Here is an 11865-nt window from a genome sequence, read left to right as displayed (position 1 = left end):
GCGGCGGCGAGACGGCTAACGCAGCGTCACGAATAGTGAGAGAACGCAGCACCAGAGAGCCGACTCGCAGAAGCTGGCGAACGCGCATAGGGGCAATCGAGTACGTCAATGACGTCAGCGGACCGTCATCTCAGCGTTAGTATTTCTCGTGTGGGAGTGATTTCGTGCAAGTTGCTCAACCGGCTGGTCAGGAGAGGTTGACTGCAGCCAGAACAGCGTCCGTCCGGTCGTCGCCTGGCATTTCACGCCGGCTCGCGCCGTGTGCGCATCGTTATATCCCCCATATCGGCACGGTGAGAGAATCTGTTCTTCCCAGCACCCGTACTGAATATCGCGCTAACTGATGCGTCTGAGAACTACCTAGAAAGGTGGTTCGCTGTGCTTTATGTATGACCGCGCAGGCCCGGCTTCCTGCACAGATTGGGAATGACATGCATCTCTCGACGGATCCCACCGATCCGCAAAATCAAGAAGTCTATGCACTCTGGGATCAGCTGGCCGAGTTCTCAGTCGCCGACGGCGACGCCGCGCTGACACACCTGCTGTCCGCACTGCGTACCATGTTGTCGGCACGCAATGTGCTATGGGGCGTGGTCGTGCGATTGCCTTCGCCGAAGCGGGCCGATCCCTTGCTCGGCTGGCGTCCGCGCCTCGTCAGGGTGCTGGACCCGATGCCGGCGGTGGCGGCATCAGTGCAGAAGCAGTACGATACACTCTGGTCCGACGACGTCGACCTGTCTCAGATCCTTTCCATGTCGGGCGATGAGCAGTTCCGCGTCCGCCTGCTGTTTGAAACGCTTCCGCCGGAATGGTTCGAGGGCAAGCACTATCGGCGGCACTATCTGGACGTCGGCTTCGCCGATAGCATTTCCGTGCGCGTTGCGCTCAATGACGACGTGAGGATTCGCCTGTTCGTGTTTCGCGATGCGCAGGCACCCCGCTTTACGGTGCAGGACGGCCAGCGTCTGGGCTTCGTCATGCGCGCCTTGAGATGGTTCCACCGAGAACAATTGCTCAGCCACGGTCTGCTCATCGCCAACGCGCCCCTCACACCCGCTGAACGCCGGGTGTTGCTCGCACTGCTCGACGGGGACACGGAAAGCCGGATCGCGCAGAAGCTCGACCAAAGTCCGAACACCACGCATTTCCACGTCAAATCGATCTACGCCAAGTTCGGCGTGCGCAATCGTCCGTCGCTCTCTGCGCTCTGGCTCGGTAAGCTGCGATAACGAAGGAAGTTGGGAGTCCTACCATGGACAAGCTAAACACGGTCCGAACCCCGTTGTAGAGCTTGCGGGTCAATCGGTGACTTCTGCTTCCAAGACGACGTCCTCTTGCCTCCGGTCGCCGTCAGAGCGCAACGTTGCTCGGTAACGACCAGGCGATAGGCCGTGATGTCGATGGAAGAGCTTCGAAAACGCGGCAGTGGTCTCATAGCCGACAGAGGTCGCGATCCGTGCGATCGCCTCGTCGCTTGTTTCAAGCAAGAATGCGGCCTCCGACATCCGGCGCGCTATCAGATAACTGTACATGGACTGGCCGACGAGCTTGGTGAAGCGCGCCGAAAACGCCGAGCGACCTAGCCCCACGCGTTGCCCGAGGTCATCGAGGGTCCAGGGCCGATCCGGTCGCTCGTGGATCAACCGAAGTGCCGGTCCGATGTGCGGGTCCGCCATCGCGCCCAGCCACCCGCCTTCTCCGGGACCAAGCGACTTGATCCAGTTTCGCAAAACCTCGACGAAGAGCACTTCTGTTAGTCGTGACAACGCGACGCCCTGGCCGGGACGCTCACACGCCGACTCGCTCACCATGCGTCGCAGAATCGCCTCGAGCCACGCGCCGTCCTCCGTGGGCTTCAGGAGAAGCACCGGCGGGAGCAAGTCCAGCACGCTGCCGCGTGAGGGCCGCGCCACGGTGAACTTGCCGCAGATCATCGTCGCATGCGGCTGCGCGTTGCCGCCGTGACGAACGACGCCACGATCCGCGGCCGATCGATCGAAGTCGAGAACCGAAAATGGCGTCGTTCGGCGATCCGAATAAATCACATGGGGCTCGCCCCGCGCGATGACAACACAGTCGCCCGCGTTCATGCGGAGTTCTGATCCCTGTTCGAGCGCGAGGGTCGCCGAGCCACGACTGATATAATGAAACATGGCGTACGGGCGTTGTGGCAACGCCAGATTCCAGGGATGGCCGAGCTCGAAGTGGAACAGCAAAGTCCCCCCGAGGCGCACGCGGTCGAGTACTTCGGCGAGGATGTCCATGGCAGCGATGCTAATCTCGCGGACGATCCGACGCAATACTTGGACGATTGGGCTCTACCGTCCGAAACATCTTCATATTAGGTCCTGCCGAAGCGCGCGGACGCATCGTGCAGTCATCCATCTCCCGAAAAGGCAGATGGATGATCCGCGACTTTTCTGGATCGCCTGCCATCCCCGACCTCGCGTCGTTCGTCATCCAACAGGAGCCATTCATGCGAAATCTTCTGCTTTCAACCGCCGCCGTCCTTCTGGCCGGAGCGGCATTTGCCGCCTCTGCCCAGTCGGCCGAACTGCCCAAGGGGGCCGCTCACAACATCGTGCTCGTCCATGGCGCTTTCGTCGACCAGACGAGTTGGCAGCCCGTTGCCGACATCCTCACCAAGAAGGGCTACAACGTCACGCTCGTCGAAAATCCGCTCACCTCCCTTGCCGCTGACGTCGATGCCACCAAACAGGCCCTGGCGAAGCAGAACGGCAAGACCGTTCTCGTCGGCCATTCCTGGGGCGGCGTGGTCATCACGGAAGCCGGCAACGACCCCAAGATCTCGGCGCTCGTCTACGTCTCCGCTTTCGCGCCCGACGTGGGACAATCTCTGGCGGACCTCGCCAAGAGCGGTCCCGCGACCGAAGGTGGTGCGGCGATTCATCCGGACGACAAGGGCAACCTCTACATCGATCCCAAGGTATTTCCGTCGGCCGTTGCGGCCGACCTTCCTCCGGAGATCGCCGCGCACCTGGCTAACTCGCAGCTTCCGTTGAATCACGTTGCATTCGAGGCGCCCGTCGACATTGCAGCCTGGGGCGACAAGCCGACATTCTATGTCATCAGCACGAAGGACAAGGTGATCGCACCCGAGGCTCAGAATTTTTTCGCCGGCAAGATGAAGGCTCAGACGACGGAAGTCGCCGGCAGCCATGCTTCGCTTGTTGTTCATGCGAAGGAAGTCGCGGCGGTGATTGAAAAGGCCGCGCTGGTGAAGTGACAAGACCGCTCCCGGCGCATGCGTGCCGGGAGCGCTGCACTGGTCTCCACTTGATTACTTCATGCCAAGCATCCGGAGGATGACATGACTGCACTCGACATCACGAGCGGGGACGCCACGCTGGAAACGGCACCCACCCGCTACGTGGAAGGCCGCGGAATCCGCTTCGCCTATCGCCGCCTCGGCCCCCCGACCGGAACGCCGCTGGTGCTTCTGCAGCATTTCTCGGGCAACATCGATGCGTGGGATTCCGCCGTCGTCAACGTCCTGGCCGCCGATCGCCCTGTGATCGCCTTCGACAACGCCGGAGTCGGTCGCTCGACCGGTCAGACGCCCGACAATGTCGCGGCGATGGCACGCGACGCGGTCGCCTTCATCAACGCGCTTGGCATCTCCGAAGTCGACCTGCTGGGCTTTTCTCTCGGCGGATGCGTCGCCCAGCAGATCGCTGCCGAGCACGGACGTCTGGTCCGCAAGCTCATCCTCGTCGGCACCGCGCCCAAAGGCGGGGAGGAGCATCTGTTAGCGGTTCTCCAGGAGGCGTTTTCCCAAACCGATGCACCGGATCCTCGCCTGCCGCTGTTCTTCACGACGTCGTCCGCCAGCCAATCGGCCGGCCTGGCGTTCCTGAAGCGGACGCAGGTGCGTAAGGACGATAGGGACACCGACAACGGGAGCGCGGTCACCGATCCGCAGGCCAAGGCGTTGATCACTTGGTGCGCCACACCTGATCCCGAGCACGCCATGCTGCGCGCCATCCGCCAGCCCACTCTTGTGGTCAGCGGTAGCCACGACACCATGCTTCCAGCAAACAATGCCTACGCAATGTTCAAAGAACTCAGCAACGCGCAGCTGGTCCTCTATCCCGATTCAGGCCACGGCGCCCTGTTTCAGCACCACGAGATCTTCGTCAGTCACGTCCGGACTTTCCTGAACGCGTAACCGGCAGCCGCATGATCCCCGGCGAGAGGTCGACGCGATCATACGCACTCTATCCATGAGAGTTATTTCGGAGGATAAAATGAAAATAGAGAAAGTCGAAGTCGAACGTTTAAGCCTTACGAGCGCAAAGCCATTCGATGCCGTTGTGGCCGCATTCAAGTCGGCGATCGGGCAGCCTGATATAGTCGAATTCTTCAAGGCGTCGAGGGCGGCAGATTCCTTCCCGGAATTGGAGCGCGTTGTGCAGGGCGCGCTCGGCCGTACGGGTTTTATGCTCTTTGCGGAATTCGACTTGGGCGCCGTTCTGCGTCTCGAATCTAGTTCAAAGACGCCTAGCAGTATGCGTTTTGTGGTGGGCAATCCACTCATCATGAAAGAAATGGTCAAACACGTACCCGATGCTGGATCTTACGCTCCAGTGACAATCCTCATTGATGAACGTTCCGATGGCGTGCATCTCTCCTATGACAGGATGGAGAGCTATCTGCTGCCGTATGGCAGCACGGAAGCACTCGCCGTCGCCCGCAACCTCGATGCGAAAATCACGACCTTGCTGCGCGAATGTGCAAGCTAAAACTTCCCGATGACGTTTCGGTCGGTGGAAGTGAGCGTCTCAAAGCGGCAATCGCGCAACGCGAGAACGCAGCTTCGTGACGCGAGCGAGACGAATGGCCATTAAACCTGGAAGAGAATTCCGACATGTACAAGAAACGTTTTGCCCTCCTCATCACGATAGCTCTTTCGACAATGGCTATCACGGCTGCTCCCGCCGCCAGTGCTGAGCCGCTGGATGCCGCGACCCTTAACACTATCAAATCGCAGTTCGGCAGACTGATGGAATTGGCCAACCAACACGATTTCAAGGCTTTGCATGAGATGTTTTGGCAATCGCCCTCGACCCTGTTGGTGGCGAAGAGCGCGATCCCCTCCGAGGGGAACTGGGCCGGCTTTTGGGGCAACGAAGCAATTGATCAAAAGCTGCATGACATCGGTAGCTCCGGTCCGGTCGTGCTTGAGCCAGATTATGCGAAGCTCAAGATTGTCGGCCTAACGCGCGACGTAGCAGAGTCCTACGTGCCGATGAACATCACGGTCTCATATGCGGGACAGGATGGAACAGCCAAGCCGTTTCTGATGATCATCAATTGGCTTCGCGTCGGAAAGGATTGGAAGGTCGCTTCTGAAATCATTCTGCCGGTGCCACCGACACCCGCTGCGAAGGGCTAGGGCCCCAGGCACCTGTTAAGCGACATCTCGCCGAGGAGCTCAGGTCGGGAGCCAGCCTTCGGATATTTGTGGCAAACATCCTGGAGATTGAGTGTCCGCTTTGCGCCGGGAGCGGCCATCGACCATCCACCACCGCGATACTGGGCTTAATGTCCTGAATCTTTTAACCAGGAGGAAAACGTCTCATTAAGATAGTCCGGTACTTCATGCTGAATGAAGTGGCCAACTCCAGGAACGATTTTGACCGTGAGATTGTCGGGGTTTTCCATCCATGACTTTTCAAGATCAAGAGTGCTCAGTAAAGCATGGCTCTCCTCGATTCCGTGCACATGCAAGACCGGGCATTTGATCACGGCACCGTAAATTTTCTTCATGGTTGGATCGAAGAGGTTGAGCGCAAACTGAGAGAGACTGTAGTTGGCTTTGTAATAAGCCGTTATGGACAAGATGGACGATTTTGCGAAAGCCTCAATATAACGACGCTTAACCTCTGGATTTACAACCCAGTATGCCAAATCTTCCGCAGTCAGATTGTCGCCCTTGCCTCGAGCGAAGAACCGTGTGGCGTAAGCGCTGGCCCTCGTCTGCGCAACAGGGTGATTCCAGGGGAGCAGTTCCTTGGTGATGGCGCCAGGATGAGGAACGCTGAGGACGACAAGTCTTTCGACCAGATCCGGATGTTGCCCGGTGAATAGCCATGACAAAGCGGCGCCCCAGTCGTGCCCGATCAGGATGACCTTGCGGCCGTTTCTCTCTGCGTTGATTACGGTGCGGATGTCATCAAGGAGAACCGGAAACTTGTAGTTCTCGACGCCTTCCGGCCGATCGCTCAAATCGTACCCGCGCAGATCAAGAGCGACCACCTGATAACTTGCTGAAAATGCCTGGATCTGACTTCGCCAAGAATACCAAAAGTCCGGAAATCCGTGCACGAACACCATCAGCGGTTTTTGATTGGATCCCGTTGTGACGTAGTGGATTTTCGTTCCCGCATTGTCCGCATACTTGTGCAGAAGGTTCGGATCCTTATCGATATCAACGGCAGGCTCGCTCAAAGCGGCCGGGATTTTATTGTGCCAGACAGCCTCGTCTGAAGTCTCCCCGGAAGCAACGTGAGTAAACATCGCAGTGAACATGGCGGCTCCTAAAAGCATCAGTGAGCAGGTTCTGGAGGCCATCTCAGTGATCCCGTTCGCTAGAACAGTTGCCGAAATCGAAGTTCCTCGAACTCATTTGAGTATTTCCTGCGCGGCAATCTGGGAGAGCTGCATGTGCCCGCGTGCAACTTCTGGATTGCGATTTGATAACGGTGATACGGCGGGACATATTTACTATGGTGATCGCCATAGTATGGCGATCACCATAGATGTGTCAAGCGAGGCATGGTATGCTGACGGATGCCCCGTAAGACCGACGCCCGCGATCGCGCGATTGCCACTGCCGAGCGACTGTTTCGCATCCAAGGCTACACTGCGACCGGATTGAACCAGATCATTCAAGAGAGCGGCTCGCCTAAAGGATCGTTCTACTTTCACTTTCCGCGCGGCAAGGCACAGCTCGCCGAAGAAGCAATCGATCATTACGTTGCGAGCAGAATCGCCGTATTGCGGAAGATCTCGGCGAATACGGCGGGCGATGCTCAGAATTTTGTTCATCAGATTTTCGGCGCGTTCGCCGCCGAAATGGTCGCCTCCGATTTCCAGTACGGATGCCTCATGCAAAATCTGGCGAATGAGCTTCCCGCACTCGACGCTGATCTGACAAAACGGGTAGCGCGTGGATTTGTTGATTCGACCGAGATAGTTGCGGAGCATTTTAGGGGGTGCGGTTTCACGTCCGCGCGCGCATCTTCTACCGCAGCGGCATTGGTAGCCGCCGTCGAAGGCGCACGAACGATCGCTCGCCTGGAACGCACGCCGGCGATATTCAAGGCTCTGGCGGATGTTAGTGTCCAGGGGTGGGCTGCCCCCAAAGGGTGATCCATCAGTGTTGGCGCCCGGCGGCGCAGATAGTAGCTGCGATCCTCGACCGTCTTGGCGCTGCAATTGCTGCCACCGCCCGCCCGTAATGTCTCCTCTCGATAGCGACGATGTCAGCTTCGGGTCATTTCAGACGAATTCGGCGGGACGCGATCTCGTCCGCAACACGATGTTAATGTGATCGATCGACCGCTTTGCACCAAAGGCGGACGGCTTTGCTGCCGATCGTTATCGTACCCCGATATTTACGAACGCAGACGACTGGGGCGCAATCCTTGCGCAGCCCCTACGGAACCAGATCAGACAATTGATGCTTGATGAATTGTCCAGCTGACCTGAGCGCCAACCTTGCGTCTGTAAGACCGCCATTCCACAAAGGCCATGCATGGATCATGTCGGGCCATACCTCCAACGTCGTCGCGACGTCGGCTATCGCGGCAGCCTCCGCGAAACGTGTCGCGTCTGCGAGCAAAGTTTCGGCTGACCCGACCTGAATGAGTGTTGGTGGAAATCCGATGAGGTTCGAGAACAGCGGAGACAGAAACGGGCTCCTGCGGTCGAGCGATGCCGGAGCAAAGGCGTCAGCCAGTTCCTCGAGGTAGCCACGGTGGATGATCGGATCGATCTGATCCTTGCTTTGTAGCGTCGTCCCGGACATTGAAAGATCAGTCCAGGGCGAAATAAGCCAAGCGCATGCCGGCGACTCTTCATTGGCGCTGCGCAAGGCGTTGATCAGGGTAATTGTGAGATTGCCGCCAGCGCTGTCACCGCCAACTACTATATTGCCGGCGTCTATGCCCTGTTGGCGCAGATATCGCCAGGCGCTCATCGCGTCGTCATGAGCGGCAGGAAACGGATTTTCCGGCGCGAGCCGATAGTCAATCGCCAGGGTGCTTATGCCAGCAGCCCGCCCCGCCTCTGTCACGAGGCGTCGATGACTGAGGATTGATCCCGAACAAAACCCGCCGCCATGAAAATACAGAAGCACGCGCGTCGTATCTGCCCCCGGTGAGAAGGACCATTCCCCCGCGACATTGCCGCAATCGACAGTCCGCAACTCGACATCGTCGGCCACCGGCCAGATCGACCCGACTTCATCAAGTCGCTGCCGGCGCTGCTCCCATCCGACCGGGCGGGGCTTTGACAACAGTACTGCGCGAATATTCGCAATCTCACTTTCGGCCAAGGATGATCTCCCCCGAACATTGGTGAAAATTGAGCGGCAATGTCAAAACTCGCAGAAGTAAATCTAGAAGGAACGCAGGTGTTGCGCCAGCAGCGGACAATTCCGCATAATCCTGAATCTGACATCGCGTGGCGCTCGGCGCCCACTTGTAATTCGCCAGTCGTGCTTAACTAGAACGAGGGCTGTTCTTCACAACGTGGAGGATGCTGCAATGCGTGAACCAAATCCTGAAAAGCTGAACGCACTCGTAGGAAAGCTGGTCAACGACCTCGGCATTTCACTCGGCGGTGCCAGTATACTGCTCGGCGATCGTCTCGGCCTCTACAAGGCAATGGCGGATGGAGATATCTTCACGCCTTCGGAACTTGCCAAGAAGACCGGCCTGCATGAGCGTTATGTCCGCGAGTGGCTCTCCGGCCAGGCCGCCTCTGGCTACATCGATTATCACCCTGAAAAAAATGCGTTCTCGCTCTCGGCCGAACAAGCGATGGCGTTCGCCGAGGAGGGGTCGCCGGCTTTCTTCGCCGGTGCATTCGATGTCGTACAGTCCACCTATCTCGACGAACCCAAGGTCGCCGAAGCATTTCGAACAGGGAAGGGCGTTGGTTGGCATGAGCATTCGAAGTGCCTTTTCTCGGGCACCGAACGCTTCTTCAGGCCGGGCTATAACGCCAATCTGGTTTCGAACTGGATTCCGACGCTCGAAGGCGTCGAAGCCAAACTGAAAGCTGGCGCCAGGGTGGCCGATGTCGGATGCGGCCACGGCGCCTCGACCATCGTGATGGCGCAGGCGTACCCCAAATCCAGGTTCTTCGGGTTTGATTACCACAAACCTTCAATCGATCGCGCGAAGGTCCTGGCCCAGGAAGCGGGGGTCGGAGACCGAATTGAATTCGCGCAGGCCAGTGCCAAGGATTTTCCGGCAAAAGACTACGATCTGGTCGCTTTCTTCGATTGCCTGCATGACATGGGCGACCCCGTTGGTGCGGGCAAGCATGTCAAGGAAACACTGGCCAAAGACGGGTCGTGGATGATCGTCGAGCCATTTGCTCATGACAATCTCAAGGATAATCTCAACCCGATCGGGTCCATTTTCTATCACGCCTCGACATTCATTTGTACACCTGCGTCGCTCTCTCAGGAGGTGGGCTTGGGGCTCGGTGCCCAGGCAGGTGAAAGCAAATTGCGTCAGGTCGCAACTGAGGCAGGTTTCAAGCGCTTCCGTCGCGCGACCGAGACGCCTTTCAATATGATCTTCGAAGTACGCGCTTGATCTCTCAGACCAACGTTGTGGAGCGACCCGGATGCCGCGGGAAATGCGGCATCTAGGGGCTGCTTCGCTCCGGATTGATGTCACCTGTCGACAGGACCGCTGCAGATACGAAAAGGAGCCGCTGCAAAACCTCTCGAGCATAAAACGTCGCGTAATACGCGGATTTTTCAATCGGGCGCGCGACGCGACATCCGGGCTACGGTTGCTGCCACTGGCGGATTGGCTTGATATCAGTCAGACGTGGCTCAAGTCCGGCGAGGCGTGGGCGGTCGATCCGTTTGCGCCAGTAGCACTGGTTGACGTGCCGATCGTCAGATACGGTAACGGGTCATCGCTGCAGCGCCAGAGCTCCTTTTGTCCGCAGCGGACGCTCCGCCAGCCACCAGTAAGCGAGCGCCGCAACGCTTCCGCCGCACGCCGCTGCGCCGATCAGCCCCCATTCGGTCGGCAGTGAGGAGCCAACGGAGGCGCTGATGCCGAAGAAGCCGCCGCCGGTGATGGCGCCGCCGATCATGCACATCGCGGGCGACATGATCCCGGCCCATCGCGCAAAGAGGATTCCAGGCACGGCGATAAAAGCGGTAGCCTTGAATGAACCCGCCACGCCGAAAACGAGAGCCAGCAAAGCCGCGGTGGCGACCGCGCCAAGATACGCGGCGAGTCCGCCGGTGGGTCGAAGGCTGAGCTGCAGCAGAACTCCCATGACCAAAGGCGCGATGATGATCGCCGCGATCAGGCCGACGATCATGCGCCCGATGTCGATCAGACATAGCGAGACGCGGGACATGGGAGGGGTGGGGATATCAGACGTCGGAGGCATGGTGGTGTGTCAGCGAAGCGCGGCTGAACGTTCAATGCCGAATGTGTAGCCCGGATGCACATTGCAACAGTCGGGTTATGCTGTTGAGGCACAATCTGAAAAGAGAGAAGGATCGCTACGATCCTCCGAAATATCTGAAGCCGGAAGCGCGGTAACGTTAGGCTAGGGATCATCCCTCAGGCGTGCTGCGCCTTGCGGAACCGATCGGGGCGCTTCATCGCTAGTAGCGACGCGCGAACCCACCGCCACGCACGAGCCGGATGATGAGAAGCAGGACGATCGCGCCGAGTGTTGCGTTGATGATTGCGCGGACGATTCCCGCTCCCAGATGAATACCGAGCTTGGGCAGAAGCCAGCTTCCGATAAATGCGCCGAGAATGCCGATGATCAGGTCGCCGATCAGGCCAAAGCCTGCGCCACGAACGATCTGGCCTGCGAGCCAACCCGCGACGATGCCAACGATCAGGATGACAAGAAGACTTTCGCCGGACATGTTCATTGGAAGTCTTCTCCCGAGGCAGCGGATGCTGATGGAAAGAGAAGTCGTACCGCGGTCAAGAGTTCCAGCTCGCAGGAGGGAATAGCGCCGTGTCATTCGCCATCGATCACGTGGAGCGGGGTAGCGCAATCCCTGGAGTGTATCGCTGGGCGCATGACGCGTGATCCATCGGCACTAGCGCCCAGCGAGTATTTTGAAAATAATCCTTGACTGACTTTTATTCCAGTATATATTCTTATTCATCCCGCTCCACTTGAGGGAGCGTTACCGGGACGCCGACTGGCGCGGGGCGGGATGTGGCGCCTGCGGGCGGGAGGAAGACGTTTCCTCACGCACTCGGGAGGCCTTGGGTCACCGTCCGGCCCCACTACGGGGGTCTGCCACTCATGCTGGCTGGACGTGGCATTGGTGAACGGCGGGAAACCGTCGGGATAAGCGGACTGCGGAGGTCTGCGCCTTTGCCCGGAAGAACGGTCCCGGGGACAGAAATCGCCACGATGGAGCGTCGAAAGGCGTTTCCGCGGCCTCTGCTGTCCGGCGATCCGGACACTACGCTGCGGCACTGTTACCAAGTCGCGCCTTTCGGCGCTTCATCTCCCTCATTTTGAGCGAGAACCCTGGGACCGCCACTCACGCGCACAGGCGCGGGCAAGGACGGCGCGTGACCGTCACCCAAGTCACTCATATCCAGT

At 58.7% G+C, this 11865-nt stretch carries 12 protein-coding genes; 7 read left to right on the top strand and 5 right to left on the bottom strand.

Annotation, left to right across the window (positions count from 1 at the left end):
* Window positions 1-389: 389 nt before the first annotated feature.
* Window positions 390-1229: a helix-turn-helix transcriptional regulator gene (locus tag AB8A38_RS12775; RefSeq protein ID WP_315840928.1), complete on the top strand. Its 840-nt coding sequence runs from the start codon at window positions 390-392 to the stop codon at window positions 1227-1229.
* A 69-nt stretch (window positions 1230-1298) separates the two neighbouring features.
* On the opposite strand, the gene AB8A38_RS12770 is transcribed toward AB8A38_RS12775, so the two are convergent.
* A complete protein-coding gene (locus tag AB8A38_RS12770; RefSeq protein ID WP_315840929.1) occupies window positions 1299-2264 on the bottom strand; it encodes an AraC family transcriptional regulator in 966 nt (321 codons plus the stop codon).
* Between the two features lie 212 nt (window positions 2265-2476).
* Between AB8A38_RS12770 and AB8A38_RS12765 the strand changes: the two genes are divergently transcribed.
* The 4 genes from AB8A38_RS12765 (at window position 2477) to AB8A38_RS12750 (ending at window position 5416) form a co-directional block, all read left to right on the top strand.
* Window positions 2477-3247 carry an alpha/beta hydrolase gene (locus AB8A38_RS12765; RefSeq protein ID WP_315844349.1) on the top strand — a complete coding sequence of 257 codons (771 nt, stop codon included), beginning with the start codon at window positions 2477-2479 and terminating at the stop codon, window positions 3245-3247.
* Window positions 3248-3331: 84 nt separating this feature from the next.
* The gene (locus AB8A38_RS12760) at window positions 3332-4189 is read left to right on the top strand and encodes an alpha/beta fold hydrolase (protein WP_315840930.1); all 858 of its coding nucleotides are present in this window, start codon (window positions 3332-3334) and stop codon (window positions 4187-4189) included.
* 79 nt (window positions 4190-4268) lie between these two features.
* A complete protein-coding gene (locus AB8A38_RS12755) occupies window positions 4269-4763 on the top strand; it encodes a DUF302 domain-containing protein (protein ID WP_315840931.1) in 495 nt (164 codons plus the stop codon).
* A gap of 125 nt (window positions 4764-4888) precedes the next feature.
* A complete protein-coding gene (locus AB8A38_RS12750; RefSeq protein ID WP_315840932.1) occupies window positions 4889-5416 on the top strand; it encodes a hypothetical protein in 528 nt (175 codons plus the stop codon).
* Window positions 5417-5562: 146 nt separating this feature from the next.
* Here the strand turns inward: AB8A38_RS12750 and AB8A38_RS12745 are convergent, their stop codons facing one another.
* A complete protein-coding gene (locus AB8A38_RS12745) occupies window positions 5563-6552 on the bottom strand; it encodes an alpha/beta fold hydrolase (RefSeq protein ID WP_439086216.1) in 990 nt (329 codons plus the stop codon).
* Window positions 6553-6813: 261 nt separating this feature from the next.
* Between AB8A38_RS12745 and AB8A38_RS12740 the strand changes: the two genes are divergently transcribed.
* Entirely contained in the window at window positions 6814-7395 is a 582-nt protein-coding gene (locus AB8A38_RS12740) for a TetR/AcrR family transcriptional regulator (RefSeq protein ID WP_315840934.1), read from the top strand.
* Between the two features lie 286 nt (window positions 7396-7681).
* On the opposite strand, the gene AB8A38_RS12735 is transcribed toward AB8A38_RS12740, so the two are convergent.
* Window positions 7682-8581, bottom strand: a complete 900-nt coding sequence (locus AB8A38_RS12735; RefSeq protein ID WP_439086215.1) for an alpha/beta hydrolase — start codon at window positions 8579-8581, stop codon at window positions 7682-7684.
* A gap of 211 nt (window positions 8582-8792) precedes the next feature.
* On the opposite strand from AB8A38_RS12735, the gene AB8A38_RS12730 reads away from it, so the two are divergent.
* Window positions 8793-9854 carry a class I SAM-dependent methyltransferase gene (locus AB8A38_RS12730; protein ID WP_439073927.1) on the top strand — a complete coding sequence of 354 codons (1062 nt, stop codon included), beginning with the start codon at window positions 8793-8795 and terminating at the stop codon, window positions 9852-9854.
* A gap of 328 nt (window positions 9855-10182) precedes the next feature.
* On the opposite strand, the gene AB8A38_RS12725 is transcribed toward AB8A38_RS12730, so the two are convergent.
* Window positions 10183-10641: a hypothetical protein gene (locus tag AB8A38_RS12725; RefSeq protein ID WP_439086214.1), complete on the bottom strand. Its 459-nt coding sequence runs from the start codon at window positions 10639-10641 to the stop codon at window positions 10183-10185.
* Window positions 10642-10894: 253 nt separating this feature from the next.
* The gene (locus AB8A38_RS12720; protein ID WP_093759251.1) at window positions 10895-11173 is read right to left on the bottom strand and encodes a GlsB/YeaQ/YmgE family stress response membrane protein; all 279 of its coding nucleotides are present in this window, start codon (window positions 11171-11173) and stop codon (window positions 10895-10897) included.
* Window positions 11174-11865 lie beyond the last annotated feature (692 nt).

The organism is Tardiphaga sp. 839_C3_N1_4 (assembly GCF_051811045.1).
Lineage (GTDB): Bacteria > Pseudomonadota > Alphaproteobacteria > Rhizobiales > Xanthobacteraceae > Tardiphaga.
This window is presented reverse-complemented; position numbering and strand designations above follow the sequence as displayed.